The following is a 26,294-nucleotide window of genomic DNA, read 5'->3' on the forward strand; positions in this document are numbered from 1 at the left end:
GTCTTGTCGGATAAGAGACCCCACTTGACCGCTGCGATGAAAAGCCCCGCTTGTGCGCCGGGGCGCTTCCCACTAAATCGCGCGCATGACATCGACCAACGACATTCGCCGCTCCTTCCTCGACTATTTCGGGGCGAACGGCCACACCATCGTTCCTTCAGCGCCTCTGGTGCCGCATAACGACCCGACGCTGATGTTCGTCAACGCGGGCATGGTGCCGTTCAAGAATGTCTTTACGGGCCTGGAAACACGGCCCTACAAAACCGCGACCAGCAGCCAGAAGTCAGTTCGTGCAGGCGGTAAGCACAACGATCTCGACAATGTCGGCTATACCGCGCGCCACCATACCTTCTTTGAAATGCTGGGCAATTTCAGCTTCGGCGATTATTTCAAGGAACAGGCGATCACTCACGCCTGGACCCTGTTGACCAAAGAATGGGGCATCCCGGCGGAAAAGCTGACCGCGACTGTCTATCATACCGACGACGAAGCCTTCGACCTGTGGAAGAAGATCGCCGGGCTTCCTGAGCATAAGATCATCCGCATTCCGACCAAGGATAATTTCTGGGCCATGGGCGACAGTGGTCCCTGCGGTCCCTGTTCGGAAATCTTCTACGACCATGGCGATCATATATGGGGCGGCCCTCCGGGATCGCCGGAAGAGGATGGCGACCGCTTCGTAGAAATCTGGAACCTCGTCTTCATGCAATATGAGCAGGAAGCGAACGAGATCGTCGGCGAATTGCCCAAGCCCAGCATAGACACCGGCATGGGTCTGGAGCGCATCGCCGCTGTGCTGCAAGGCGTCCATAACAATTACGACACCGACACGTTCAAGGCGCTGATCGAGGAATCGGGCGCGCTGACCAAGACCGCCATCGATGGCGAGCATCAGGCCAGCCACCGCGTCATCGCGGATCACCTCCGCTCCACCAGCTTCCTGATCGCGGACGGCGTGCTGCCCGCGAACGAAGGCCGCGGCTATGTCCTTCGTCGCATCATGCGCCGCGCCATGCGCCACGCCCACATCATCGGCTCGAAGGATCCGTTGATGCACCGACTGGTGCCCAGCCTCGTCTCCGAAATGGGTGGTGCCTATCAGGAACTGGTCCGCGCCCAACCGCTGATCGAGGAAACGCTGCTGCGTGAGGAAACTCGCTTCCGCCAGACTTTGGAAAAGGGCCTCAAGCTGCTCGACGAAGCGACGGTCGATCTTTCCGAAGGCGGCACGTTGCCGGGCGAAACCGCGTTCAAGCTCTATGACACCTTTGGCTTCCCTTATGACCTGACCGAAGACGCGCTGCGTTCACGCGGCCTGGGCGTTGATCGTGAAGGCTTCGACGCCGCGATGGCCGAGCAGAAAGCCGCCGCTCGCGCCGCATGGAAGGGCTCGGGTGAAAAGGCATCGGACGAAATTTGGTTCGACATCGCCGAAAGGACGGGCAATACCGAGTTCATCGGCTACAGCTCGACCGAGGGCGAGGGCGAGGTGCTGGCGATCGTCAAGGACGGTGTGAACTTCGACAGTGCATCGGCCGGTGATACGGTTACGATCGTCACAAATCAGACGCCATTCTACGGCGAAAGCGGCGGCCAGATGGGCGACGCTGGCACGATTACGTCGCTGTCCGGTCTGGTGGCTGATGTAGAAGATACCGCAAAGCCACTTGGTCGACTGCACGCGCATCGGGCAAAAATTGGGACGGGCAGCATCAAGGTTGGCGATACGGTGCATCTCACCGTCGACACCGACCGCCGCGATCGCATCCGGGCGAATCATAGCGCTACCCACCTGCTCCATGCCGCGCTCCGGAACACTCTGGGCGCTCATGTGACGCAGAAGGGGAGCCTCGTGGCGCCCGATCGTCTCCGCTTCGACTTCTCGCATCCCGAAGCGCTGACCCACAGCCAGATCGCCTCGATCGAAAGCCTGGTGAACGAACAGGTCCGCCACAATGAGAGCGTCACGACGCGCCTCATGACGCCCGATGACGCTATCGCGGCGGGCGCTATGGCTCTGTTCGGCGAAAAATATGGCGACGAGGTCCGCGTTCTTTCCATGGGCAAAGGCGACGCGAATAGCTATTCGGTTGAGTTGTGTGGCGGCACCCATGTCCGCGCGACGGGCGACATCGCGATTTTCAAGATCATCTCCGAAAGCGCGGTATCTTCAGGAGTTCGCCGCATTGAGGCACTGACCGGAGAAGCGGCCCGCCTGTGGTTGACCGACCGCGAAGATCGCCTGCGCCAATCGGCCGCCGCGCTCAAGACCACCGCTGAAGAGGTGCCCGCGCGCATCGCCGCTCTGGTGGAACAGAGCCGTAAGCTCGAACGTGAATTGGCCGAAGCGAAGAAGGCTCTGGCCCTCGGCGGGGGCAGCAGCGCTCAGGTGGCGGGGCCTGAAAAGGTCGGCCAGATCGACTTCATCGGCCAGGTGATCGAAGGGCTTGATCCCAAGGAACTGCGCGGGATCGTTGACCAGAACAAGGCCGCGCTGGGCAGTGGGGTGTCCGCCGTGCTCGCCGTGGTGGACGGCCGCGTCAGCATCGCGGTTGGCGTGACGGATGATCTTACCGGCACGATCAGCGCCGTCGATCTTGTCCGTGCGGGCGTGGAAGCGCTAGGCGGGAAGGGCGGCGGCGGCCGTCCGGACATGGCTCAGGGCGGTGGACCGGAAGCAGAAAAGGCGGGGGCCGCGATTGACGCGGTCAAGGCGGCCTTGGCCAGCGTCCCGGCGTAAAAATTCCAGGATTCGAAGACCGCCGGCAAGGAGGCGATGCTTAAGCTGCGCTTTCGCCACCTTGTTTCTGCTGTCATCACCGCTAATCTGATGAGAGACAATGATCGGGGGGATCATGCGGTTTCTTGTTGCTATCTGTTTACTGCTGGTTCCCGCTGCAGCGCGTGCTGAATGGCTGGAAGCTTCGAGCGACCATTTCGTTGTTTATGCCGAAGCTCGGGCAACGGACGCTCGTCTCTTCTCACAGCAGCTTGAAAGCTACCATGCGGCCATGGCGGCGATCACGGGAACGCCGAACCTCCGTCCTAGCCCCTCCAATCGCCTCACTATCTATGTGGTGAGCAGTGAAGCCCAGGTCCGAAAGCTGTATGGGGCCAATTCGCAATATATAGGCGGATTTTATATACCCCGTGCTGGAGGATCGGTCGCGATCGTTCCGCGGGTCAGAGCGACGCACGGTCAAATCGACACGTCGATGATCACGCTGCTCCATGAATATGCACATTATTTTCTGATCGGATCGAGCAACTTCCCGATGCCGCGCTGGATGTCGGAAGGTGCGGCGGAGTTTTTTTCATCAGCCGCTTTTCCCACCGATGGCGGGGTTGAACTCGGGCGGCCCGCGCAGCATCGCGCCTATGAGCTTTATATGGCGATCGACGTGACCGCGAACGATCTGCTTGATCCCGCCGCCTATGAAAAGCGCCGAGGCAAGGGGTATGATGCGTTCTACGGCAAGAGCTGGCTGCTTTATCATTACCTGACTTTCAGCCCCGACAGGAAAGGCCAGCTTTCGCGCTACCTCACCCTTATGTCCCAGGGTAAGGACCCACGGTCCGCCGCGATCGAAGCGTTTGGAGATTTCGGCCAGCTCGAACACGAGTTAGACCGCTATCTGCTCAAATCCCGCATGACCATGCTTAAGCTGCCAGCCAGCATGATCAAAACCGGCCCCGTTGTCGTGCAAGGAGTAAGTGCGGGAGCAAACGCAATGATGCCGGTCATCATTCGTTCCAGGCGCGGCGTCGACGATGAAGGGGCCAAGGCCGTTCTGGCGGACGCGCGCGCCATAGCTTCGCGCTTCCCGAAAGATCCAGCGGTCCTATCCGCGTTGGCGGAGGCCGAACACGACGCTGGGAACGACAAGGAAGCGATCGCCGCAGCAGATGCTGCCCTGGCTAACGACCCGAAGCAGGTCAACGCCTATGTCCAGAAGGGGCTGTCCCTTTATCGCATGGCGCCGGATGCCCCGGATCAGGACGAGGGCTATAAGCAAGCGCGCGCCACTTTCATTGCACTCAATCGCATCGAAAATGACCATCCGCTGCCGCTCTTCTACTATTATGACAGCTTCGCCCGGCAGGGGAAAACGCCATCTTCGCTCGCACTTCAAGGACTGGAGCGCGCGTCGGAACTGGCGCCCTTTGATCTCGGCCTGCGCATGACCCTGGCGATGCAGCAATTGCGTATCGGTGACCGCAAAGAGGCGCGACGCAATTTACTACCCGTGGCCTATAACCCCCATGGCGGCAACCTTGCTGAGACCGCAAGCACAGTATTGGAACGGATGGACAAGGAACCGAACTGGGATGGGAGCGGCATGTCGGGTACGGGGCCTGACAATGCTGTAGCTATTGGACCTTAAGCGACCTCGTCAGGGCGGAGTCGCCTCAGTTTTGGAGCGGTATCCATTTGCGCCGCATCTTTAATGCCCATGCGCAAGTCCTCACGCGTTTGATGGATCGAGGCAATAACCGGCCCCATCGCCACGCCCAGATCGATGAGCGCGGTTTCTGCGAGTTGTAACGAGCTTTCAAGCGTCTCGGGAACCGCATCGCTTGCGCCCGCCTGGTAGAGCTGTGCCGCATGATCAGTATCGCGCGCACGGGCGATGATCGGCAAATCCGGCACCCATCCACGCACCCGTTTCGTGACACGCACCGAAAGCACGGGATCGTCCATGGTAAGGATCAACGCTCGCGCATGGCCCAAACGGAGCTTGTCGAGCATTTCGACGCGCGCGACGTCCCCGAAGAGGATTGGGTAGCCGCCACGACGCCCCTCCGCCACTACGTCCGGGTCGGATTCAACAACGGTGAAACGCTGGTTGTGGAGGCGAAGCAGATCGCACACCATTCGCCCGACGCGCCCGAACCCGATTACGACAGCGGCCGCCTCGGTACTTTCCTGCTGTAGGTCTGGCGCTTCCTCGCCCAGCGCCATTTCCAGCCTGCGCGCAATGTCGTGACCGATACGCGCGAGAAGTGGCGTGATCGTCAGGCCGATGGCCGTGACGATCTGCCAAAAGGCTGCGGTGGAGGGGAGAATGAGCTTGGCTGCTGCTGCTGTCGAAAGTACGATGAGGGTCGTTTCAGAAGGACTGGCCATCAGCACGCCAACTTCCAGAGCCACGCCCTTTCGCGCGCCCGAAAAATAGAGGAGCGCGGCGGTGACCAGTGTTTTGACCAGGACAACCCCGACAACCGCAAGAACAAGGCTAGGCCAGTTCGCCAGGATCACCCGGACATCCAGGCTCATACCCACAGTGATAAGGAACACACCAAGCGCCAGCCCCTTGAAGGGCGCCGTCATCACTTCGACCTCACCATGATATTCGGTCTCTGCGATAAGTAGGCCTGCCAGCAGTGCGCCGACGATTGGCGAAAGGCCTGCGAGCGAAGTCGCGATGCTCGAAACGATGACCACTAGCAGACTGGCTGCAAGAAACACTTCAGGGCTTTTGGTCCGCGCTGCCTGGCTGAAGATATGTGACAGGAAAATGCGGCCAAGAACGAGCATCACCGCGATCGTGATGCCGCCTTTTATCAACGTATCGGCCAGCTCGCCCCAGGCACCGTCGGGACTGGAGGCTACTGACGGCGCGAGGGCGCCGAGCATGAATATTATGGGGACCAGCGCCAGATCCTCAAACAATAGCATTGCGAAGGCGGCCCGGCCCACGGCGCTTTGCGTGCCGACCATAGGGAGCACCACGGCCGTTGAGGAAAGGGCCAGGGCAAGACCCAATCCAACAGCCCCTGCGGTCGGTTGTCCCAGAAAGTAGAGGCCCAAAGCAATCAGGGACGCGCCGCCGATTAGTTCGGCGGCGCCGACCCCGAACACTTGGGCGCGCATTGTCCAGAGGCGGCGAAAGCTGAGCTCAAGCCCGATCGAGAAGAGAAGTAATATGACACCAAGCTCAGCGAATGGTTCAATCGCTCCTCTGTTTGAGATGGTGACATGATAAAGCCACGGATATTCGGCGACTAGCGCGCCAAGGCCCGATGGGCCGACAGCTAGCCCGACCAGGATGAAGCCAATGACGGGACTGATCCTCAAGCGTGCAAAGGCGGGGATAACCAGCCCGGCGGCCCCCAAGATGACGAGGGAATCGCTGAAACTTTGTGGATTGATTGCACCGGCCATGCGCCATCATTGCGGTAAGCGCGGCAAAATATCCAGCCTTGCGGCAACTTCACGTGCGATGCGTGATACCCTTGGTGCGGACGGCGGGACTTGAACCCGCATTCCCAGGGGGAGGCGGATTTTAAGTCCGCTGCGTCTACCGATTTCGCCACGTCCGCGTGGCGCTCCCACTGACCTTTCCGAACGCGTAGGTCAAGATGTGCTGGAGTTCACTGAGTCTTGCTGTTCAGCCGTTCGCGCATTTCCTTGCCCGGCTTGAAGTAGGGCACCCGCTTGGCCGAGACAGGGACCTGTTCCCCCGTACGCGGATTGCGCCCCGTCCGCGCGTCTCGCGCACGAGTGGTAAAGGCGCCGAAACCGCGCAATTCTACCCGGCCACCACCCGACAGGCGGTCAACAATCTCCTTGAAGAAGAGGTCTACAATCCTCTCGACCTCTTGAAGGCCAAGGTCTGGATTTTCCTCTGCCAGAGTCTGAATTAATTCCGAGCGTATCATTGGTCCTCCAGCTCCCCCTTCTGGTTCCCAGTTTGGTCATAGTGAGTCCCTACCCACATGACAATTATCCAATGTCGGTAGTTGTTTTCTCATTTTGGGATATAAAAAGCCCGCCGGAAGAAGTTCCGACGGGCCTATTACTTTAGTTATATCCGAAGGGATTAGCCTTCGTTCTTGGCCTTCAGCGCTTCGCCCAAGATGTCGCCGAGCGATGCACCGCTGTCGGACGAACCATATTGAGCGACTGCCTGCTTCTCTTCTGCAATCTGCAGAGCCTTGATCGAGAAGGTCGGCTTCTTGGCCCGATCGAAGCCGGTGACCAGTGCGTCGAACTTCTGACCGATCTGGAAGCGCTCCGAACGCTGTTCGTCGCGGTCGCGGCCGAGGTCGCTGCGCTTGATGAAGCCGGTTGCGCCGTCGTCGCCAGCCTGGACTTCCAGACCGCCGTCGCGAACTTCCAGAACCGTGACGGTGATCGTCTGGTTCTTGTTGAGGCCGGCTGCAGCGGCGGTGGTGCCGCCAGCGGCCGGGCCGCCACGCTCAAGCTGCTTCATGCCAAGGCTGATGCGCTCCTTCTCGACGTCGATGTCGAGAACGACGGCCTGAACCGACTCACCCTTGCGGTGCAGAGCCAGCGCGTCTTCGCCCGAAATGCCCCATGCGATGTCCGACATGTGAACCATGCCGTCGACGTCGCCGTCCAGGCCGATGAACAGGCCGAATTCGGTTGCATTCTTGACTTCGCCTTCGACGGTCGAACCGATCGGGTGACGTTCGGCAAAGCTGTCCCAGGGGTTGTTCTGGGCCTGCTTGAGGCCGAGCGAGATACGACGCTTTTCGGGATCGACTTCCAGAACCAGAACTTCGACTTCCTGGCTGGTCGAAACGATCTTGCCGGGGTGAACGTTCTTCTTGGTCCACGACATTTCCGAAACGTGAACCAGACCTTCGATGCCCGGCTCCAGCTCGACAAATGCACCATATTCGGTGATGTTCGTGACGCGGCCCGAAAGCTTGGCGCCGATCGGATACTTGGCAGCGGCGCCTTCCCACGGATCGCTTTCCAACTGCTTCATGCCAAGGCTGATGCGCTGGGTGTCGCGGTTGATGCGGATGATCTGCACGCGGACGGTATCGCCGATGTTGATCATCTCGTTCGGGTGGTTGATGCGCTTGTAGCTGAGGTCGGTGACGTGCAGCAGGCCATCGATGCCGCCCAGGTCAACGAACGCACCATAATCGGTGATGTTCTTGACGACGCCTTCGATGATCTGACCTTCGGCCAGCGTCTGGATAAGGCCACTGCGCTGTTCGGCGCGGGTTTCTTCCAGGATGGCACGGCGTGACACGACGATGTTGCCGCGGCGGCGATCCATCTTCAGGATCTGGAAAGGCTGCGGAATGTCCATCAGCGGGGTTACATCGCGCACGGGGCGAATGTCGACCTGCGAACCGGGGAGAAACGCCACGGCGCCGTCGAGGTCGACGGTGAAGCCGCCCTTGACGCGGCCGAAGATGACGCCTTCGACGCGGGCATTTTCGGTGAATTCGGATTCCAGCTTGTCCCAGGCGGCTTCGCGGCGAGCGCGGTCGCGTGACAGCATGGCTTCGCCATGGGCGTTTTCAACGCGATCGACATAGACTTCGACTTCGTCACCGACCTTCAGATCAGCCTTCTGGCCCGGCGCAGCGAATTCGCGCAGCGGCACGCGGCCTTCCGACTTCAGGCCGACGTCGATCAGCGCCATGTCGTTTTCGATGCCGGTAACGGTGCCCTTTACGACGCGACCTTCGAAGCCGCCGTCCTCGCCACCGAGAGAATCATTGAGAAGCGCGGCGAAATCGTCGCGCGAGGGGAATGCCGTAGAGGCCATGTTTAAGTCCTTCACTCGTCATTGCTGGCCTACCGGTTGTATCCGGTGGTCTTTGAGGCCAAACCGTCCGCACGGCCGGATTGCCGCGCGAACATCCGTTCGGCCATGTCGGGTGAGACGCTCTTTGGATAAGCGAAAAGGGCGCCCGGGAATCCCAAGCGCCGTCATCGCGTCAGGCATGTTGCCGACGTTCCAACTGGGCGTCCACCAGAGCAATCGCCTGCTGGACGGCGGCGTCTATAGTCAAATTACTGGTGTCGAGCAAGTCTGCGCCATCAGCCATTCGCAACGGCGCATGATCCCGGCTCATGTCGCGAGTGTCGCGTGCCTGAATATCCGCGATCAAGCTATCCATGTCCGGGTGTCCACCATGGGAAAGCGCGTCATCATAGCGTCGCTCGGCGCGCACGTGAACGCTCGCGGTGACGAAGATCTTCGCATCCGCATCTGGTGCGATCACCGTCCCGATATCGCGGCCGTCAAGTATTGCGCCACCCGGTCGGGTCGCAAAATCGCGCTGTCGCTGGACGAGCGCCTGGCGAACGCTCGGGTGGACGGAAACGCGGGAAGCGAGTGAGCCGACGGCTTCGCTCCGCAGCGCAGGGTCGCACAGGACTGCATCGTCAAAATCGCAAGCGGAAACCGCATCGGCTTCGTGGTCCGGATCGCCTCCGGCTTTTAGCACAGCAAGCCCAACCGCACGATAGAGCAGGCCGGTGTCCAGCACAGGCAAGCCGTAATGGCGTCCGAGCGCCTTCGCAATCGTACCTTTGCCCGATGCTGCGGGACCGTCGACGGCGATGATCATTCTGCTTTGCCTTTCCGCAACGTCTTGGCGAGGCCAATGACGGCTATAAAAGCCCAGACGACCTCCAGCGCCATCGATGCGACATTGAAATGAACCGTCAGTGAGTAGATCAGCAGCAACGAACCGATCAGGTTGAGAAAGTTGAAGAGCGTGAAGTTCAGCACTTTCGCCATATTGCTGTAGGCGTAAGCAATAACCATGAGGCCGCTACCAACAAGGCCAACCACGTTGGGGAAATCGAAATTCACGCCATCGCGCCGAGTGTTTGCAAGAGCGCGGTAAAGCCGGGGAAGCTGGTCGCGACCGGGCGCATGTCATCGATGGTGACGCCGCTTTTGGACACAAGACCGGCCACCGCAAAGCTCATGGCGATACGATGATCCAGCTTCGTCGCGATGGGGCCGCCGCCGGGCAGGAGCGTACCTCCGCTTCCCTCGATGACGATGCCGTCTTCCAGTTCCTCCACTCCCACGCCGATGGCGCGAAGGCCCGCCGCCATAGTGGCGATGCGATCAGATTCCTTCACCCGCAATTCTTCAAGACCTCGGAAGGTGCTACGGCCTTCGGCAAGGGCGGCCGCGATGAAGGCGACCGGATATTCGTCGATCATGGAGGGCGCTCGGGCGGGGTCTGGTTCGACGCCCGTCAGGTGGGACGCAGTGACGACGATGTCTCCCACCGGCTCCCCGCCGACTTCGCGCGGGTTCTCGATGACGATGTCGCCGCCCATCTCGCGCAGCAGATCGATCAGTCCTGCCCGGGTGGTATTCAGGCCGACATTTTCAATGGTAATCTTCGAGCCGGGGACAAGCAGCGCGGCGACCATGGGGAAGGCTGCCGACGAGGGGTCGCCGGGGACGGTGATGGCTTGGGGATGAAGTTCGGCCTCGCCTTTTAATGTGATGATCCGTGTTCCATCAGCATCGATTTCTACGTCCAGGTCAGCACCAAAACCCTTGAGCATCCGCTCGCTGTGATCGCGAGTCGGAACCGGCTCGACGACGCGCGTGATGCCGGGGGTGTTCAGACCCGCCAGCAAGATCGCGGACTTTACCTGCGCTGACGCGACCGGGAGGCGATAATCAAGCGCCACAGCCGGACAGGCGCCCCGCATGGTGAGCGGCAACCGGTACCCAGGGCTGGTGGTGAAGCTGGCGCCCATATGGGACAGCGGCTCGGTGACGCGCTGCATCGGGCGCTTGCTCAGCGATGCGTCTCCGATGAAAGTCGCGGTGATACCATGACTTGCGACCAGGCCCATGAGGAGGCGGGTCGACGTGCCACTGTTGCCCATGTCCAAAGCTGTTTGGGGTTGCAGCAATCCGCCCACGCCCACGCCCCGAATGTGCCAGATGCCATCATCGTCTCGTTGGATATGCGCGCCCATCGCACGCATTGCGGCGGCAGTGGCCAGCACATCCTCTCCCTCCAACAGACCTTCGACGCGGCTTTCCCCAACGGCCAGTGCAGAGAGCATGAGTGAACGGTGCGAAATGCTTTTGTCACCCGGCACTCTTAGACTGCCCGAAAGGGGAGGAGCACTGGAGAAGGTCATGGGAACAGGCTGATCGGAAGAAGTGGTCACGGGTCAATCCGTTTGTCAGGAAACTGAAAAATTGTGCCCGGCTTTTGACAGCGCGGTTCCGCTATGGCAAGGCGCCCGTCGCTTCGCGGGCGACATGGTCGTGCCGCGTGATATTCGTTGAAGCACTCGTAAGAAGGACAAGGCCGGACATGGTCAAGGCTGAATGGGGCACGAAGCGTACCTGCCCGAAATGCGCCACGCGCTTCTATGACCTGGGCAAGGACGACCCGGTCTCCTGCATCAACTGCAACACCGCTTGGGAACCCGAACCGGTCCTGAAGTCGAAGCAGCCGCTGCCGTACGAGGAAGCGCCGAAGAAGGTTATCGAAACCGCCGACGGGGAGTTGGAGACGGCAGATGACGATCTGGATCTTGATCTGGATGTCGATGATGATGGCGATTCGCCGGACAATGACGTTGACCTGGGCGGTGACGACGACCTCGGCGTGGATGCCGCCGCCGACGACGGCGACGACGACAATTAAGTAATTTTGTGCTTGCCAAGGAAGTTGCTGCCTCCTAATGGCAGCGACCTCCGAAGCGCCGGTCCCAAGCGGCGCTGACACTGGTAACGGGGCCTTAGCTCAGCTGGGAGAGCGCCTGCATGGCATGCAGGAGGTCAGCGGTTCGATCCCGCTAGGCTCCACCAGTTTTCCGGACGGTCCAAGCCTCACCTGTATAGCCGGAAGCTATCAAGCGGGTGCTTGGCATCCTATATTGGCCGACGGCTCCATGCCGACATGGCCCAATCCATTGGGATGCGGTATGATGCCGTGCAACGATGGGGCCTTAGCTCAGCTGGGAGAGCGCCTGCATGGCATGCAGGAGGTCAGCGGTTCGATCCCGCTAGGCTCCACCATCTTCCTTCGCGATAGGCTGCGGCTAGTCATCAGCAAATGCTTCTCCGCGCGACGACCCGCCAGTTGGCATAGCTCTCCGGCATCGACGTACACCACATTCCAATATGCCAATCTCCGTTAGGCAGCGAGGAAGTGATGGGGGAGGAGACCCATATCATTGCGAGCGACAGAAGATCGGCGACGTTTGCTCCAAGCCTGCGAGCGTTTCCTCCGCTCTCACGATCATGCTATATAGCCCTCGACCATCGTGCTTCGACCAGTGGTGGAGGCGGAGGGCGCAGGGGTAGTGGTGCTACTCCTGCAAAACGACGAGATATTTTAAAAACTCTGCCCAAGCGGATGGTTGACGCGCATGACCCGCACGGAAACTGACTTGGTCAAGTTCAAGCTGGCTGCACGAAGCTATCCATCACGCGCTTACGGCCAGCCGTTTCAAAATCGATCTCGAGTTTGTTGCCCTCGATCTCCGCAATCGTGCCGTAACCAAATTTCTGGTGAAATACGCGCAACCCCAGGTGCATATCATCTCGACCCTTGTTGCCGAGGGATACTGCCGAGGCGCGAGCTTCCACGATCCGTACGGGTTCGCGGGAGAACTGGCCACTTTGTTGCGCCCGCTGCCAGCCTGGGCCACGCCCGCTACCTCGTTGCACGTTGGAGAAGGGATCAGCGCGCTCGGACCAGTTGGCACGCCATAGGGACGCACCGCCCGCCATGCTGCTTTCCTCCTCGACATGTTCAGGAGGTAGCTCTCCTACGAACCGCGACGGGATGGAACTGGTCCACTGGCCATATATTCTCCGGTTCGCCGCATGAAGGATGACGCACAGCTTCCTAGCGCGAGTAATCGCCACATAGGCGAGCCGACGTTCCTCCTCCAGACTGTTGAGACCGCCTTCGTCCAACGCTCGTTGAGAAGGAAAAATACCTTCTTCCCAGCCCGCCAGGAAGACGGTGTCGAATTCGAGCCCTTTTGCCGCATGGATGGTCATGATCGTGACCTTCCGTTCCTCGGCCTGCGCATCATTGTCCATGACTAGCGACACATGTTCGAGGAACGCGCCCAGCGTTTCATATTCCTCCATCGCGCGAGTAAGTTCATTCAGGTTTTCGAGGCGGCCTGCGCTTTCGGCTGTGCGTTCTGCCTGAAGCATGGCCGTGTAGCCGCTTTCATCCAGTATCTGACGCGCGAGTTCGGCATGGGGAAGCTGGGTCGCACGGTCGCGCCAGCGGGCCAAATCCCCGATAAAGGCGCCAAGGCTGCGGCGCGCTTGCGGAGTCATTTCGTCGGTATCGAGAATTCTTGCAGCAGCGAGCGCCAAGGGTGTAGCCTCGGCCCGAGCAAGGCGGTGAAGCTTCTCCACGGCTTTGTCACCTAAGCCGCGCTTGGGAACATTGACGATCCTTTCAAACGCCAGGTCGTCGGCCGGTTGGTTGACGAGGCGAAGATAGGCAAGCGCGTCGCGGATCTCAGCCCGCTCGTAAAACCGAAAGCCGCCCACAATCCTATATGCAAGACCGATCTGGATGAAACGATCTTCAAATTCGCGGGTCTGGTGCTGTGCCCGGACGAGGATGGCCACATCTTCCAATGATCGTCCGGAGCGCTCGATCGCCTCGATTTCGTCGCCGACGCGGCGAGCCTCTTCTGGCCCGTCCCAAACGCCGATGACGCGGACTTTCTCCCCGATGTCGATGTCGGTCCACAGCGTCTTGCCTAGCCTGTTGCCGTTTTCGGCGATCACACCGGAAGCGGCGCCAAGGATATGAGGCGTGGATCGGTAATTCTGCTCCAACCGAACAATCTTGGCGCCCGGAAAGTCCTTTTCAAATCGCAGGATGTTGGCGACTTCCGCGCCCCGCCAGGAATAGATGGACTGGTCATCATCACCCACGCAGCAGATATTCTTGCGCTGCTGAGCGAGCAGGCGGAGCCAGAGATACTGGCTGCTGTTGGTGTCCTGATACTCGTCCACCATGATATAGCGGAACCGCTGTTGATAGCTTTCGAGCACATCCCGGTGGCGCTTCAATATGGTGAGCACATGGAGCAGCAAGTCGCCGAAGTCGCAGGCATTCACATCGCGAAGGCGGGCCTGATAGGCAGCATATAATTTCTGCCCGCGCCCGTTTGCGTAAGATTCGCTATCTCCCGCGCTGATTTCGTCAGGCGTCAGCCCCTTATTCTTCCACTGATCAATCAAGCCACCCAGCTGCCGCGCTGGCCAGCGCTTTTCATCAATCCCCTCAGCCTGGATCAGTTGCTTCATCAGCCGAAGCTGATCGTCTGTATCAAGAATGGTGAAGTTGGATTGCAAGCCGACCAATTCGGCATGTCTGCGAAGCATTTTGGCAGCGATGGCATGAAATGTGCCGAGCCACGGCATGCCTTCCACGGCCGGACCGATCATACGTCCGACACGCTCGCGCATTTCGCGCGCGGCCTTGTTGGTGAAGGTGACCGCCAGGATTTCCGACGGATAGGCGCGGCGCGTAGCGATGAGATGCGCCAGTCGTGCGGTCAGCGCAGCCGTCTTGCCCGTTCCGGCACCCGCCAAAACAAGAACCGGCCCCTCGGCAGTGAGGACGGCTTCCCGTTGGGGCTCATTGAGGCCCTGAAGATAGGGCGGATCATCAGGCGAGGGAGCAGGGAGGGTCATGGTCAACAACTAGGGAGCATGGATAGGGGGAGCAAGGGCTTGACCGCGTGCGATTGATGGCAATCTATGAGAACAAAAGAGGAATCATGCAAGGGGGAACGCCACGGCCTTCACCCCCTCGTCCTCTCGTTGTGTCATTAGGTCAAGGAGGCCCCAGTGGTTCCAATGAGGGAAAGGGGCGAGCAATTCAGAGCTTGAGCGCTTTGCTAAAAGACAGCCGTCATTCGCCTGATAGCAGCAGAGCCACAGTTCGTCGCCGATATCGGAACGCGTGCGTCACCGATCTGGTTCTCTACCCGCCAAGAGGCAGAACGGGGTGATGAACAGGAAAGGATTACCCATGAAATCGATCATGCTTGCGGGTGCCGCCATGCTGGCCTTTACCACCGGCGCTACTGGCATTGCGATCGCTCAGGGTGTGCCGGACAATACGGCCCAACCCCCAGCCACTGATAGCATGCCGGCGGTTCCAGCTACGCCTGCGAGTCCTGCGACAGCGGCAGATCCCAATGCTGGTCAGCCGACTGGAGAGGTTCCAGCCGACACCGGCATGATGCCCGCAACGCCGGGGATGCCCAAGGACCCTTCCGCGCCTGTGGGCAGTTCGGCTAATCCGGTGACCGTTGGCGGCAACATGACCCCTCCGCCTGCGGGCGGTAAAGACTATCCGCTATGCAGTCGCACGGTACAAGATAGCTGCATCAATCCAGGCGAGGCACCGCGTTCGAAGAAGATGGCGCGCAGGCATCGCTGACCGGAGAGACAGAAGCGGGCAGGGCAGCAATAAGCGCTGCCAGCCCGGTTCTGTCTTTGGCGGCGTCCGCCAGGCTGTGCTGGTCAAGCACTGCCAGAAAAGCTGTAGTTGCGGCCTTCAAAATGCCCGATAGGCCACAAGCGAGGCGGAGGCCGCAGCCTGCGCAGTCCGCCAGGTTCATGTCCGTTTCGGTGTGACGGACGACATCGCCCAGCCTGATTGCTTCAGGAGCATGGGCCAGGGTGAAGCCGCCGCCTCTGCCGCGCTGGGTTAGTATGAACCCGCCTTGGCCGAGGTGGTGAACCACTTTCATCAAATGATTGCGCGAAAGAGCGTAGGCGTTGGCGACCTCGGGGATGGTTGCGCGACCTGTTGGCGTGACGGCCAGATGGATGAGGACGCGCAGGGCGTAGTCGGTGTGGCGGGTCAATTGCATGAGGGAATGCGTTAATTGAACGGGGTTTGCAGATCAAACATGTAGATGGTTTACATGTTTAAAGATGTACCGTAAATGCGTCTTTACCGAGTCTTAGTTCAAAAGGGGTGCATATATGAGCCAGCTCAGCGCTGAAACCATCGCGATCGTCAAGGCAACCGCTCCCGCGCTGCGGAGCCACGGGGTGGAGATCACGACCGCCATGTATGCGCGCCTGTTCCAGGATGCGTCGATCAAGGACATGTTCGATCAGGCGGCACAGGACAGCGGCGAACAGCCCAAGCGTCTGGCTGCGGCCATCCTGGGTTATGCCGAGAATATCGACAAGTTGCAGGCTTTGACCGGCGCGGTCGAGCGCATGGTGCAGCGGCACATCGAAACCGGCGTGAAGGCCGAACATTATCCCAAGGTTGCCGAAGCGTTGCTGCCCGCGATCCGCGATGTTCTGGGCGCGGAAGTTGCCACGGACGCTGTGTTGGAAGCCTGGGGCAAGGCCTATTGGTTCCTCGCCGAGATACTGATTGGCAAGGAAGCGCAGGCTTATGAGGATGCTGAAGCGGCTTGATTGATGGGTGGGGAGCTTGGGGCGTTCCCCTCTCCCTAGCCTCGTTGAGAGTCACGCGCCTCTCATCGACCCCTAAAGGGGAGAGGGAATCGCTCTTAACAGAGTAATGCGCGCCTTGCCGACGTCTCGAGTTGTGTCCACGACAAAACCCTTGACCTCCACATCTTCGCGGCGGTCGGTTTCGATGCTGATCCAGGTCGCGGGGCCGGTCCAGCCCAGACGGCTCAACTTGTCGAGAGCTACGACGCCTGCACCGCTATTGTAAGGCGGGTCCATGAAAATGAGGTCCAGCGGTTTCGGCGCTGGCCCCAGTGAGAGCACGCTACTCTGCCGAATGTCGGGCCGGATGCCGAGCTTGTCGCCATTGGCGCGGATCACATTCAGAGCCGCCTGATCCTGTTCGACGAAGAGGCAGCTAGCTGCGCCACGGGACAGGGCTTCAAAGCCCAAGGCGCCCGATCCCGCGAAGAAATCGCCGACGGCCAGCCCCTCGAATGATCCGATACGGCTCACGAGCATGGAAAAGAGTGTTTCGCGCGTACGGTCGGCCGTAGGACGAGTGGCGTCGCCCTTGGGAGCTGCCAGCGGGCGGCCGCGCCATTGGCCTGCGATGATTCTCATGATTGGCGTCCGTGCAGAAGGAAAGCCCTGAGACAAGCGCAGGGCGAACGGGTTTAGCTTCAGGATTTGGGCGTCTTCAAGCTCTTGCGGAAGACGATGAGGTCGTGCTGGCGCACTTCCTCCACCGCGCCCGACGCGAGTTCGCCGAGATGGAAGGGGCCATAGCTGGTGCGGATGAGGCGGCTTACCTGTAGGCCCAGATGCTCCAGAACGCGCCGCACTTCGCGGTTCTTGCCTTCGGTCAGGGTCATTTCGATCCACTGGTTACGACCGGTGCGGCGTTCCAAATTGGCCTCGATCTGGCCATAGCGAATGCCGTCAATCTCTATGCCCATAAACAGGTCTTCAAGCTGGGCCTGGCTGATTTCGCCAAAGGCGCGGGCGCGATAGGTGCGCGGTACGCCGGTCGCGGGCAATTCCATCTGCCGTTTGAATTCGCCATCGGTGGTAAGGAGCAGCAGCCCCTCCGTGGTCATGTCCAGACGACCGATCGGCATGAGGCGGGGCAGATCGGCGGGCAAACGGTCGTAGATGGTCGGACGGCCGCGCGGGTCGCGCTCGGTCGTCAAATAGCCGGAAGGCTTGTGAAACAGGAAGAGGCGAGCGGGAGCGGGTTGCGCCACCGGGTTGCCATCCACCGACACGCCATTGAGCGAGGTCAGCAGCGTTGCCGGGGTCGAGATCAGTTGACCATCGAGAGTGACCCGGCCTTCCTCGATCATCCGTTCCACTTCCCGGCGCGAGGCTACTCCGGCGCGGGCAAGCAGTTTGGCGATGCGTTGCGGTTCGTTCGTGCCGCTGGCGGCCGCGGCCATGCGCGCCGGATGGGGATTTGCGGGCTTGGCTGGAGCAGCGTTTCTTTTCTTGAAGGGCGGGCGGGCAGGGCGCGACGAACCGGCGGGCTTGCCGTCCGTGGGGCGCCGGGGGCCGCCCGGTCCTGCCCTGCGCGGCGGTGCTGATTTTTTCGGCGGCTCCACGCTCGGTTCCTTTTAACGAAGCGGCGGCATTCCCATATCGGAGCTGCCGGGAAAATGACGAATAGTGCCGTCCTGTCGCCGAGTGCGCAGAAACGGCCGCAACTCCCTTAAGGGGTCGCGCGTTTGATCGGGTGCATGGCGCATATGGGGCGGATCGGCAAATGTTTTTCGGGCTAGTCAAAGGGGACTCGAAGCCACGGCAGCAGGCACAGGCCATAATCAGCGTGCTGGTGGTGGAAGATGAGCCTTTGGTCGCCTTTGACAATGAGCATGTGCTGGAACAGGCTGGCTACCGCGTGGCCGCGACGGTCGAGGATTATGACCATGCGATCAGCGCCATTGAGCAGGATGAGGTCGATCTGGTGATCGCCGATATCACCTTGCATGGTGACAAGACGGGCATTGATGTGGCGCGTCATGCCTATGCGAAGGGGCTGGCGGTGCTGTTCGTCAGCGGCGCCTGTCCGATTGATGCGCATGAGATGGCGGTAGGGTGTCTGGCGAAACCTTATTTGCCGCGTGATCTGCTGGCTTCGATCGGGGTGATTGAGGCGGTGCTGCGTGGTGGGGATCTGCCGCGCGTGCCGCGTGGGTTGCATTTGTTTGATCGGGTGGGGTGAGGTTGGTGCGGCGCGGACGCGCTGTTGGTTGATGACAGGTTCAATTGGGAACAGGTCACTAACGACCATTTCTGGACATACGAGCCCAATGGCACGAGTTTCGAAAGCGGACGTTGACCGCTGGCGTGTCGAATCGCATCATCCCAAGATGAATCTGCGCCACGTCTTCGCTTTCATCATGATCCTCATGGTAGGGACAATGATGGGTTGGTGGGCGCGGGGTTTCGTTGCAGCAGACCGCTGCCTTGACGCCGGTGGCGCATGGAACTCGGCGGCGGATGCTTGTTCATCAATAGACCGAAGCGACTAACGACCATTTGTTGCCGTCAGATGCTGATTCAAACAGACTTAAGTGCGGACGTCACTGGCGCGATTGTCCGCTCCACAGCCACGGCAAACACGATGCGGCCACGTGGTATACATCGGAAAGTAATCAGGGCCGACGCGAAATATGGAAGTTCTGCACTCGGCGCAGCGCAGCAAGGTAAACATGATCGCAGCTGGTGAAACGATCAGCGCCATCGCCGCCAAGGGGACGTTGCCGCCAAGAGGTTCAATGAGAATACAAAGCGGCACAGAGGCTATCAGCCAAGTCTGGTATATCCATCCTTTCGCATACATTGACATTCTGGCATGTTCCTCGGCTGACGGAGTGATACTATCACAACGATGTCGGCTTATCAGCAAAGTGGTTTCAAATGCCGACATTCCCCTATCCACCCATCCAAGACATTCCCCTCCCGCAGGCGGGAGGGGTTAGGGGTGGGCGCGAGCGTAGCGAGCCTTGCGTGAGCCCATTTGATGAGGCCGGTGTTGCGCTAGCCCACCCCCGACCCCTCCCGCCTGCGGGAGGGGAGATGATAGGAAGGCTCCCAAAGCATCATTTCGGGGAAAGCCGGTGTCTGTGGGTTGCATGGCCTGAGCCGGTCATATGTCGGGGGCGAGTTCTGCTTGTTTCTCCGATGATTGGCCATATGGTGGCGCGATAAGCATTTTGGGGGCGCGCCTTTTTCATGACTGACATTGCCGTGGGCACCCGAGGCTGGCTGGATGCGGTGAAGCCCTATGTGGAGAAGGCGCCGCTGGCTGCGCTGTTCCTTGGGATTTCATCGGGCTTTCCCTTTGCGATGATCGGCGCGAACCTGGCGTCGCGGCTGGCGCAGGATGGGATCGACAAGAAGAGCGTTACGGCGTTCAGCCTGGTGTTGCTCGCCTATAATCTCAAATGGCTGTGGGCCTGGGTGATCGAGGGCGTGAAGCTGCCTCTGCTGCATCGGTTGGGTCAGCGGGTGTCGTGGATGCTGGTGGCGGGGCTGCTGGTGATGGCGGCGGTGGTCAATCTGGCCGTTGTCGATCCGGCGACCGATCTGATGGGGACGGTGCGGGCGGCGATCCTGCTGGGGATTGCGGGCGCGACGTTCGACATCATCATTGACGGTTACCGGATCGAGATATTGCGGCCCGAGCAATTGGGCATTGGCGCGGGCATGTCGCAATATGGCTGGCGCATCGGCGCGGCGGCGGCGGGTGCCCTGGCGCTGGTGGTGGCGCAATATTGGGACTGGACGCTGGCCTATCTCGTTTGCGCGCTGTTCGCGCTGCCCGCCATGCTGGCGGCGTTGATCGTTGGCGAGCCTGAACGGCATCGGGAGATTGCTTCCCGGAAGACGGGCGGGGAACTGGTGCAGGCGATCATTGGGCCGTTCGTTGATTTCTTCAAGCGCAAGGGTGCGCTGCTCGTCCTGCTGTTCATCATCGTCCACAAGATTGGCGATACGCTGGCGAACCTGACATTCCGGCTGCTGTTCAACGATCTGGGGTACAGCAATGAGGAGATCGCGATCTACGATGTGGGCGTGGGTTTCTGGGCTTTGCTGGCCGGGATTTTCGTGGGCGGGGTGCTGTATGCGCGGTTGGGGTTGAAGAAGTCGGTGCTGATCAGCCTGGTGCTGATGGCGGTGTCGAACTTCAGCTTTGCCCTGCTGGCGGCGACCGGCAAGAGCAATGTGGGCATGGCGGGGGCCATCGGGTTCGAGAATTTCGCGAGCGGGATCGGCGGCGTTTCGGTGGTCGCCTATTTCTCCGCGCTGTGCGACCTGCGCTTTACCGCTGCGCAATATGCGATGATTTCGGCGGCGGCGAGCATTGTCGGGCGGTTCCTGACGGGGACGTCGGCGGGCGCGTTGATCGAGCGGTTCGGCTATGTCGATTTCTATCTGCTCACGACCGTGCTGGCGCTGCCGGGCATCATCCTGTTCTGGCTGATGATGCGCAGCGGGCTGGTGGATGCGAGTGTGGGCAGCGCCGCTACGGACGAAGGTGGTCAGGCTCCGGCGTAGAGGTCCAGCGGTCGGCCTAGGTCGCTATGGGCCTGGGAGACGGCTTGCAGGCAGGTCAGGGCGCCGAGGACATCGTCCGTGCCGAGCAGCGAGGCGAGTTGCTCATAGGATGCAGGTGGGTCCTGCAGGGCGGTGCTGATGGAGTGCATGAGCGATGCTTCATCGGCGGTCATGCGGGCGCAGCAGCAGGGCGCGACGAGTATCCGGCGGGTGGCGCAGCGGGCGAGTTCCAGCATCATGGCGCGCATGAGGACGAGGGGGCGGCGGTAGCTGCGCCCGAACGCGCCGAGCATGGCGTTGGCTGCGTGGGCATCATCGACCCCGGCGCTGGCCATGCGGCGCATCGCATAGAGGAACAGGCGGTTGCCGTAGCCGGGAGGCATTGCGCCGGGCAGGTCGAGGGGGGTGATCTCTCCACGGGGCATATGCGAGCACCTTTTTATCCGTTGCGTTACGGAGAGCAAGGTACGCTATTGCGAGTCAATCGCAAGTAGATTCAGTCGGGATATTGCTCGTTCAGGCGCAAAATTTCGCCTGCGAGGTAGAGCGACCCGGCGATGAGCAGGAGCGGGGCTTCGGTTTTGCATGACGCCGCGACCGCGTGGATGGCCGCGGCGGGATCTGCGTGTGCTGTGCAGCCGATGCCCCAGCGCTCCGCGATGGTGGCGAAGCGGCTGGCGGGATGATGCTCGTGGCCGGGAACGGGCAGCGCGTGGATGTGGGCTATGCGTCCGGCGAAGGGGGCGAGAAAGGCCTCGGCATCCTTGTTGGCGAGCATGCCGATGATGAGGTGCAGTTTGCGTCCGGCGAGCTTGTCGGCGGTGAAGAAGGCGCTGATGGCTTCTCCGGCTCCGGCATTGTGGCCGCCGTCGAGCCAGGCTTCGCTTTCGGGGGGGAGGGGGGCGAGCAGCGGGCCGTGGTCGAGGTGTTGGAGCCGGGCGGGCCAGTGCGCCCAGAGGGGCGCGGCTTTGAGCGCGGCTTCGCTGACGGGCAGGGCAGTTTGATGGCGCAGCATGGCGAAGGCGAGGGCGGCGTTTTGCACTTGATGCGCGCCGGGGAGGCGGGGGAGCGGGGTTTCGATGCGGCCTTGTTCGTCGCGATAATGGAGGCGGTCGCGGTAGCTGGCCGCGTCCCAGCTTTGGCCCATGGGGAGCCAGTCGGTGCGGGCGCGGGCTGCGGCTTCGCGCATCGCGGGAGCGAGTGACTCGGGATAGCGCTGGGTTACCAGGGCGGCGCCGGGTTTGGCGATGCCCGCCTTCTCCGCCGCTATGGCGCGCAGCGTGTTGCCGAGGAAGGCCTGATGGTCGATCCCGAGTTGGGCGATGCCGCAGACGGCGGGGTTTTCGATGATATTGGTAGCGTCGAGACGGCCGCCTAGTCCTACTTCAAGGATGCAGGCGTCTGCAGGATGCTCGGCGAAGGCGAGGAAGGCGGCGGCGGTGGTGACCTCGAAGAAGCTGGCGCCGATGCCTTCGGCCACGTCCAGGACGCGGGAGAGATAGTGGGCGAGCGCTTCGTCGCTGATCAGCTGGCCGTTGATGCGGATGCGTTCGTTGAAACGGACGAGATGGGGGGAGGTGAAGACATGGACGCTCCGGCCGTCCGCTTCGAGCGCGGCGCGCAAGAAGGCGCAGGTCGAGCCTTTGCCATTGGTGCCTGCGACATGGAAGATGGGAGGCAGTGCGCGGTGCGGATTGTCGAGCCGATCAAGCAAGCTGGTGATGCGTTCGAGACCCAATATGTCCGCGCCCGGCGACAGCGTGGCCAGGCGGTCCAACTGCGATTGGACCGCCGGGTCGTCCGAAATGGCGTGGTCGGGCATGGCCCTATGTTCCTCGCGCGATCGCGTCAGGCGGCTGCGCGAGGGGCTAGATAGCCGATCACTCGGGCCAGCGTGTCGCGCAATTCACTGCGATGCACGACCATGTCGAGCATGCCATGTTCCAGCAGATATTCGGCGCGCTGGAAGCCGTCCGGCAGCTTTTCGCGGATCGTGCTTTCGATGACGCGCTGGCCTGCGAAGCCGATCAGCGCGTTGGGTTCGGCGATCTGGACGTCGCCCAGCATGGCGTAGCTTGCGGTGACGCCACCGGTCGTCGGGTCGGTAAGGACGACGATATAGGGGAGGCCCGCTGCGTGCAGCTTCTGGATGGCGACAGTCGAGCGCGGCATCTGCATGAGGGACAAGATGCCCTCCTGCATGCGTGCGCCGCCTGCCGCCGTGAAGATGACATAGGGGCATTTGTGGCCGATGGCTTCATTGACCCCTTGGATGAACGCCGCGCCGACGCCCATGCCCATGGAGCCGCCCATGAAGGCGAAATTCTGGACGCCCATGACCAGCGGAACGTCGTCGATCGCGCCGCGCGCGTTGATGAGCGCGTCCTGGTCGCCGGTCTGCGCGCGGGCAGCCTTTATGCGATCGGGATAGCGCTTGGAATCGCGGAATTTGAGCGGGTCTTCCTGCACCGGCGGGGTGGGGAGCAGGATGAAGCCTGCGTCGAGAATCTGCTCGAACCGTTCAGACGGGCCGATGCGGCCGTGATGGTCGCAGCGCGGGCAGACGGAGAGATTATCCTCCCACTCCTTGATGAAGATCATCTCGGTGCAGGACGGGCATTTGTGCCACAGCGTCTCGGCGGTGGTTTCCTTCTTTGCGAGGAAGGGAACGGCCTTGCGGACGCGGTTGATCCAGCTCATGCGGCGGTCTCCCGGAAATGGGGGCTGTTGGCTTTGAGAGCGCCGCTCAATGTGGCGACGAACTCCTGAACGAAGGGGGCGGCGGCATCGCCGTGCGAGCCGACTATATCGACAATGGCTGACCCGACCACCACGCCGTCAGCGACGCGGCCGATGGCGGCGGCCTGTTCGGCGGAGCGGACGCCGAAACCGACTGCGATGGGCAGGTCAGTTGCGGCCTTCAGCTTCTCAACCGCCTGCTCGACAGCGGTCTGCGCAGCCTGCTGCTTGCCGGTCACGCCTGCGACGGCGACATGGTAGAGGAAGCCGCTGGCGCCGTTGAGCACGGCGGGCAGGCGAGCAGCGTCGGTGGTCGGTGTGGCAAGGCGGATAAGGTGAACGCCTGCCGCGCGCAGGGCCGGGCCGATCTCCGCGTCCTCTTCAGGCGGGACATCGACACAGATCACGCCGTCCACGCCTGCTTCGCGACACTGCTGCGCAAACCATTCGGAGCCGCGGATCAGCATGGGATTGGCATAGCCCATGAGGATCAGCGGTATATGCGGGTGGCGGGCGCGGAAGGTGGTCGCGAGGTGAAAGATATCCTTCGTCTTCGTGCCTGACCCGAGGCTGCGCAGGTTTGCGAGTTCGATCGCGGGGCCGTCCGCCATCGGATCGGTGAAGGGCATGCCGAGTTCGATGATGTCCGCGCCGCCCGCGACGAGCGCGTCAAGGATTGCCGGGGTGGCGGCAACGGTCGGGTCGCCTGCGGTCACGAAGGTGATGAGGGCGGCGCGGCCTGCTTCCTTGCAGGTGGCGAAGCGGGTGGCGAGGCGGTCAGCGGTCACAGTGAATTTCCAACATCCGTTCGCCCTGAGCCTGTCGAAGGGCTTTTCTTTCTTTGAGAGAAGTGAAGGGCTTCGACAAGCTCAGCCCGAACGGGGGAGGGGTTGAGATGTTGGGAAACCCGCTCACATCTCCACTCCCAGCGCGTCGGCGACGGTGAAGATGTCCTTGTCGCCCCGGCCCGAGAGGTTGACGATGATGATCTGGTCCGCGTCCATGGTCGGCGCGATCTTTTCCGCGCTGGCGATGGCGTGGGCGGACTCCAGGGCCGGAATGATGCCTTCGAGAGCGGCGAGCTTCTGGAAGCTGGCGAGCGCTTCGTCATCGGTAATCGGCATGTACTCGACGCGGCCGATCTCGTGCAGCCAGCTATGTTCCGGGCCGATGCCGGGATAGTCGAGACCCGCCGAAATGCTGTGCGCTTCGGTGATCTGGCCGTCTTCGTCCTGGAGCAGATAGGTGCGATTGCCGTGCAGGATGCCGGACGCGCCGCCTGCGAGGGACGCGGCATGTTTGCCGGTGAGGCCCTCGCCTGCGGCTTCCACGCCGATCATCTTGACCTCGACATCGTCGAGGAACGGATGGAAGAGGCCGATCGCGTTCGAGCCGCCGCCGACCGGAGCAATCAGCATGTCGGGCAGGCGGCCTTCGATCTCGAGAATCTGCTCGCGCGCTTCGCGGCCGATCACCGACTGGAAGTCGCGGACCAGTTCCGGATAGGGGTGCGGGCCTGCCGCCGTGCCGATGATATAGAAGGTATCGTGGACGTTCGAGACCCAGTGACGCAGGGCATCGTTCATCGCGTCCTTGAGCGTCTGCGATCCGGATACGACGGGGATGACTTCCGCGCCCAATAGCTTCATGCGGAAGACGTTGGGCTTTTGCCGCTCGACATCCTTCGCGCCCATGAAAATCTTGCATTCCATGCCGAACAGGGCGGCGACCGTCGCGGTGGCGACGCCATGCTGGCCCGCGCCGGTTTCGGCGATGACCTTCTTCTTGCCCATGCGGCGGGCGAGCAGCGCCTGGCCGATGCAATTGTTGATCTTGTGCGCGCCGGTATGGTTGAGTTCTTCGCGCTTCAGATAGATTTTCGCGCCTTTACCCTCGGGCGCATCGGCGCGGAGCGCTTCGGTCAGGCGGCTGGCATAGTAAAGCGGGTTGGGACGGCCGACATAGTTGCGCAGCAGTTCCTCAAACTCTTCCTCGAAAGCGGGGTCCTGCCTCGCTTCCTTATAGACCTTCTCCAACTCCAGGATGAGCGGCATCAGCGTTTCCGCGACATAGCGGCCGCCGAAGGAGCCGAAATGGCCCGAAGCATCGGGTTGCGAGCGGAGGGAGTTATTGATGGTCATGATTGCTGTGCCGCTTTGCAGAAGGCCATGATCTTGTCCACACTCTTGATGCCCGGCGCGCTTTCCACGCCGGAAGAAACGTCAATCATCGGGGCGCCGGTGATGCGGATCGCTTCGGCGACATTGTCGATGCCGAGACCTCCGGAAAGGCCCCAGGGCATGGATATGGGGACGCCGCGCAGCAGGGTCCAGTCGAAGCGTAGGCCCATGCCGCCGGGCAGCGCCGCGCCGTCCGGTGTCTTGGCGTCGAAGAGCAGGAGGTCGGCCGCGCCGGTATAGGCTTTTGCAGCGTCGATGTCGGCGCGGGTTTTGACGGAAATGGCTTTCCAGACAGGGAGCTTGAAGCGCTTAGCGATGGCGGCGGTGCGCTCCGGGCTTTCCTTGCCGTGGAGTTGCAGGGCGGTGAGGGCGTTTGTTGCCGTGAGTTCGGCGAGGGTTTCGTCGGTTGGATCGACGAGGACGGTGACACGCTCGATATTGGCGGGGACTGTTGCAGCGAGAGCGCGCAGCTGGTCCGCTTCGACATGGCGGGGGCTTTTTGCGAAATGGACAAAGCCAAGGTGGGTCGCGCCTGCGCGGATAGCTGCGCCGACTGTGTCGGGGGTGGAAAGGCCGCAAATCTTGATGGCGAGTCGGGACATTTGGGGGCTTT

Annotated in this window: 23 protein-coding genes and 3 tRNA genes; 9 read left to right on the top strand and 17 right to left on the bottom strand. The window is 61.3% G+C overall.

The features are described 5' to 3' along the window. Positions 1-85: 85 nt before the first annotated feature. The gene (gene alaS / locus ACZ5TH_RS04615; protein WP_464794771.1) at positions 86-2,740 is read left to right on the top strand and encodes an alanine--tRNA ligase; all 2,655 of its coding nucleotides are present in this window, start codon (positions 86-88) and stop codon (positions 2,738-2,740) included. 100 nt (positions 2,741-2,840) lie between these two features. Further along, positions 2,841-4,385, top strand: coding sequence for a hypothetical protein (locus tag ACZ5TH_RS04620; protein WP_464794772.1), 1,545 nt, complete (start codon positions 2,841-2,843; stop codon positions 4,383-4,385). Here the strand turns inward: ACZ5TH_RS04620 and ACZ5TH_RS04625 are convergent. The 7 genes from ACZ5TH_RS04625 to aroA form a co-directional block, all read right to left on the bottom strand. Continuing rightward, the gene (locus ACZ5TH_RS04625; protein WP_464794773.1) at positions 4,382-6,166 is read right to left on the bottom strand and encodes a cation:proton antiporter domain-containing protein; all 1,785 of its coding nucleotides are present in this window, start codon (positions 6,164-6,166) and stop codon (positions 4,382-4,384) included. The genes ACZ5TH_RS04620 and ACZ5TH_RS04625 overlap by 4 nt on opposite strands. Positions 6,167-6,238: 72 nt before the next feature. Further along, positions 6,239-6,324, bottom strand: a tRNA-Leu gene (locus ACZ5TH_RS04630). Between the two features lie 51 nt (positions 6,325-6,375). Next, positions 6,376-6,663, bottom strand: coding sequence for an integration host factor subunit beta (locus tag ACZ5TH_RS04635; RefSeq protein ID WP_449472252.1), 288 nt, complete (start codon positions 6,661-6,663; stop codon positions 6,376-6,378). Positions 6,664-6,824: 161 nt separating this feature from the next. Beyond that, positions 6,825-8,537, bottom strand: coding sequence for a 30S ribosomal protein S1 (gene rpsA / locus ACZ5TH_RS04640; protein ID WP_460988199.1), 1,713 nt, complete (start codon positions 8,535-8,537; stop codon positions 6,825-6,827). A 172-nt stretch (positions 8,538-8,709) separates the two neighbouring features. Then, entirely contained in the window at positions 8,710-9,345 is a 636-nt protein-coding gene (cmk, locus tag ACZ5TH_RS04645; RefSeq protein WP_464794774.1) for a (d)CMP kinase, read from the bottom strand. Next, complete coding sequence (locus ACZ5TH_RS04650; protein ID WP_460988037.1) at positions 9,342-9,593, bottom strand: CBU_0592 family membrane protein; 252 nt, start codon at positions 9,591-9,593, stop codon at positions 9,342-9,344. Before ACZ5TH_RS04650 ends, cmk begins: the two co-directional genes overlap by 4 nt. Beyond that, on the bottom strand, positions 9,590-10,930 hold the full coding sequence (gene aroA / locus ACZ5TH_RS04655; RefSeq protein WP_464794775.1) for a 3-phosphoshikimate 1-carboxyvinyltransferase: 1,341 nt from the start codon (positions 10,928-10,930) through the stop codon (positions 9,590-9,592). The genes ACZ5TH_RS04650 and aroA overlap by 4 nt, the downstream gene beginning before the upstream one ends. Positions 10,931-11,079: 149 nt before the next feature. On the opposite strand from aroA, the gene ACZ5TH_RS04660 reads away from it, so the two are divergent. The 3 genes from ACZ5TH_RS04660 (at position 11,080) to ACZ5TH_RS04670 (ending at position 11,789) form a co-directional block, all read left to right on the top strand. Next, positions 11,080-11,415 carry a TIGR02300 family protein gene (locus ACZ5TH_RS04660; RefSeq protein ID WP_449472261.1) on the top strand — a complete coding sequence of 112 codons (336 nt, stop codon included), beginning with the start codon at positions 11,080-11,082 and terminating at the stop codon, positions 11,413-11,415. An 88-nt stretch (positions 11,416-11,503) separates the two neighbouring features. Then, a tRNA-Ala gene (locus ACZ5TH_RS04665) sits at positions 11,504-11,579 on the top strand. 134 nt (positions 11,580-11,713) lie between these two features. Next, a tRNA-Ala gene (locus tag ACZ5TH_RS04670) sits at positions 11,714-11,789 on the top strand. A gap of 384 nt (positions 11,790-12,173) precedes the next feature. Here the strand turns inward: ACZ5TH_RS04670 and ACZ5TH_RS04675 are convergent. Beyond that, on the bottom strand, positions 12,174-14,450 hold the full coding sequence (locus ACZ5TH_RS04675) for an ATP-dependent helicase (RefSeq protein WP_464794776.1): 2,277 nt from the start codon (positions 14,448-14,450) through the stop codon (positions 12,174-12,176). 340 nt (positions 14,451-14,790) lie between these two features. Here ACZ5TH_RS04675 and ACZ5TH_RS04680 point away from each other — a divergent pair, with 340 nt between their 5' ends. Further along, entirely contained in the window at positions 14,791-15,204 is a 414-nt protein-coding gene (locus ACZ5TH_RS04680; protein ID WP_449472262.1) for a Fe-S oxidoreductase, read from the top strand. Here the strand turns inward: ACZ5TH_RS04680 and ACZ5TH_RS04685 are convergent. Then, positions 15,152-15,640 carry an Rrf2 family transcriptional regulator gene (locus tag ACZ5TH_RS04685; RefSeq protein ID WP_464794777.1) on the bottom strand — a complete coding sequence of 163 codons (489 nt, stop codon included), beginning with the start codon at positions 15,638-15,640 and terminating at the stop codon, positions 15,152-15,154. The two genes, ACZ5TH_RS04680 and ACZ5TH_RS04685, sit on opposite strands and share 53 nt — an antisense overlap. A 115-nt stretch (positions 15,641-15,755) precedes the next feature. On the opposite strand from ACZ5TH_RS04685, the gene ACZ5TH_RS04690 reads away from it, so the two are divergent. After that, complete coding sequence (locus ACZ5TH_RS04690; protein WP_449472266.1) at positions 15,756-16,205, top strand: globin domain-containing protein; 450 nt, start codon at positions 15,756-15,758, stop codon at positions 16,203-16,205. Between the two features lie 72 nt (positions 16,206-16,277). Here the strand turns inward: ACZ5TH_RS04690 and rsmD are convergent, their stop codons facing one another. After that, a complete protein-coding gene (gene rsmD, locus ACZ5TH_RS04695; RefSeq protein WP_464772297.1) occupies positions 16,278-16,826 on the bottom strand; it encodes a 16S rRNA (guanine(966)-N(2))-methyltransferase RsmD in 549 nt (182 codons plus the stop codon). Between the two features lie 59 nt (positions 16,827-16,885). Beyond that, positions 16,886-17,803, bottom strand: coding sequence for a pseudouridine synthase (locus ACZ5TH_RS04700; protein WP_464794778.1), 918 nt, complete (start codon positions 17,801-17,803; stop codon positions 16,886-16,888). Between the two features lie 161 nt (positions 17,804-17,964). Between ACZ5TH_RS04700 and ACZ5TH_RS04705 the strand changes: the two genes are divergently transcribed. Both ACZ5TH_RS04705 and ACZ5TH_RS04710 read left to right on the top strand, forming a co-directional pair. Continuing rightward, the gene (locus tag ACZ5TH_RS04705) at positions 17,965-18,423 is read left to right on the top strand and encodes a response regulator (protein ID WP_464794779.1); all 459 of its coding nucleotides are present in this window, start codon (positions 17,965-17,967) and stop codon (positions 18,421-18,423) included. Between the two features lie 1,013 nt (positions 18,424-19,436). Then, positions 19,437-20,762 carry an AmpG family muropeptide MFS transporter gene (locus ACZ5TH_RS04710; RefSeq protein WP_464794780.1) on the top strand — a complete coding sequence of 442 codons (1,326 nt, stop codon included), beginning with the start codon at positions 19,437-19,439 and terminating at the stop codon, positions 20,760-20,762. On the opposite strand, the gene ACZ5TH_RS04715 is transcribed toward ACZ5TH_RS04710, so the two are convergent. The 6 genes from ACZ5TH_RS04715 to ACZ5TH_RS04740 form a co-directional block, all read right to left on the bottom strand. After that, on the bottom strand, positions 20,747-21,187 hold the full coding sequence (locus ACZ5TH_RS04715; RefSeq protein ID WP_464794781.1) for a DUF6628 family protein: 441 nt from the start codon (positions 21,185-21,187) through the stop codon (positions 20,747-20,749). The two genes, ACZ5TH_RS04710 and ACZ5TH_RS04715, sit on opposite strands and share 16 nt — an antisense overlap. A 71-nt stretch (positions 21,188-21,258) precedes the next feature. After that, positions 21,259-22,584: a bifunctional folylpolyglutamate synthase/dihydrofolate synthase gene (locus ACZ5TH_RS04720; RefSeq protein ID WP_464794782.1), complete on the bottom strand. Its 1,326-nt coding sequence runs from the start codon at positions 22,582-22,584 to the stop codon at positions 21,259-21,261. Positions 22,585-22,610: 26 nt separating this feature from the next. Continuing rightward, positions 22,611-23,462 (bottom strand): acetyl-CoA carboxylase, carboxyltransferase subunit beta, encoded by an 852-nt coding sequence (gene accD / locus ACZ5TH_RS04725; RefSeq protein ID WP_449472282.1) that lies wholly within the window; start codon positions 23,460-23,462, stop codon positions 22,611-22,613. Further along, on the bottom strand, positions 23,459-24,289 hold the full coding sequence (gene trpA / locus ACZ5TH_RS04730) for a tryptophan synthase subunit alpha (protein ID WP_464794783.1): 831 nt from the start codon (positions 24,287-24,289) through the stop codon (positions 23,459-23,461). Before trpA ends, accD begins: the two co-directional genes overlap by 4 nt. A gap of 123 nt (positions 24,290-24,412) precedes the next feature. Further along, entirely contained in the window at positions 24,413-25,642 is a 1,230-nt protein-coding gene (gene trpB / locus ACZ5TH_RS04735) for a tryptophan synthase subunit beta (RefSeq protein WP_464794784.1), read from the bottom strand. Further along, on the bottom strand, positions 25,639-26,283 hold the full coding sequence (locus ACZ5TH_RS04740; RefSeq protein WP_464794785.1) for a phosphoribosylanthranilate isomerase: 645 nt from the start codon (positions 26,281-26,283) through the stop codon (positions 25,639-25,641). The genes trpB and ACZ5TH_RS04740 overlap by 4 nt, the downstream gene beginning before the upstream one ends. Positions 26,284-26,294 lie beyond the last annotated feature (11 nt).

Source organism: Sphingobium sp. TomTYG73 (assembly GCF_055394245.1).

Coding starts and splice junctions, on each gene's coding strand:
- alaS (WP_464794771.1), top strand. CDS start 86: ATGACATCGACCAACGACATTCGCCGCTCCTTCCTCGACTATTTCGGG.
- ACZ5TH_RS04690 (WP_449472266.1), top strand. CDS start 15,756: ATGAGCCAGCTCAGCGCTGAAACCATCGCGATCGTCAAGGCAACCGCT.
- ACZ5TH_RS04625 (WP_464794773.1), bottom strand. CDS start 6,166: ATGGCCGGTGCAATCAATCCACAAAGTTTCAGCGATTCCCTCGTCATC.
- ACZ5TH_RS04715 (WP_464794781.1), bottom strand. CDS start 21,187: ATGCCCCGTGGAGAGATCACCCCCCTCGACCTGCCCGGCGCAATGCCT.
- ACZ5TH_RS04720 (WP_464794782.1), bottom strand. CDS start 22,584: ATGCCCGACCACGCCATTTCGGACGACCCGGCGGTCCAATCGCAGTTG.
- ACZ5TH_RS04635 (WP_449472252.1), bottom strand. CDS start 6,663: ATGATACGCTCGGAATTAATTCAGACTCTGGCAGAGGAAAATCCAGAC.
- ACZ5TH_RS04680 (WP_449472262.1), top strand. CDS start 14,791: ATGAAATCGATCATGCTTGCGGGTGCCGCCATGCTGGCCTTTACCACC.
- ACZ5TH_RS04705 (WP_464794779.1), top strand. CDS start 17,965: ATGTTTTTCGGGCTAGTCAAAGGGGACTCGAAGCCACGGCAGCAGGCA.
- ACZ5TH_RS04685 (WP_464794777.1), bottom strand. CDS start 15,640: ATGCAATTGACCCGCCACACCGACTACGCCCTGCGCGTCCTCATCCAT.
- accD (WP_449472282.1), bottom strand. CDS start 23,462: ATGAGCTGGATCAACCGCGTCCGCAAGGCCGTTCCCTTCCTCGCAAAG.
- ACZ5TH_RS04660 (WP_449472261.1), top strand. CDS start 11,080: ATGGTCAAGGCTGAATGGGGCACGAAGCGTACCTGCCCGAAATGCGCC.
- ACZ5TH_RS04710 (WP_464794780.1), top strand. CDS start 19,437: ATGACTGACATTGCCGTGGGCACCCGAGGCTGGCTGGATGCGGTGAAG.
- ACZ5TH_RS04740 (WP_464794785.1), bottom strand. CDS start 26,283: ATGTCCCGACTCGCCATCAAGATTTGCGGCCTTTCCACCCCCGACACA.
- cmk (WP_464794774.1), bottom strand. CDS start 9,345: ATGATCATCGCCGTCGACGGTCCCGCAGCATCGGGCAAAGGTACGATT.
- ACZ5TH_RS04620 (WP_464794772.1), top strand. CDS start 2,841: ATGATCGGGGGGATCATGCGGTTTCTTGTTGCTATCTGTTTACTGCTG.
- ACZ5TH_RS04675 (WP_464794776.1), bottom strand. CDS start 14,450: ATGACCCTCCCTGCTCCCTCGCCTGATGATCCGCCCTATCTTCAGGGC.
- rpsA (WP_460988199.1), bottom strand. CDS start 8,537: ATGGCCTCTACGGCATTCCCCTCGCGCGACGATTTCGCCGCGCTTCTC.
- rsmD (WP_464772297.1), bottom strand. CDS start 16,826: ATGAGAATCATCGCAGGCCAATGGCGCGGCCGCCCGCTGGCAGCTCCC.
- trpB (WP_464794784.1), bottom strand. CDS start 25,642: ATGACCATCAATAACTCCCTCCGCTCGCAACCCGATGCTTCGGGCCAT.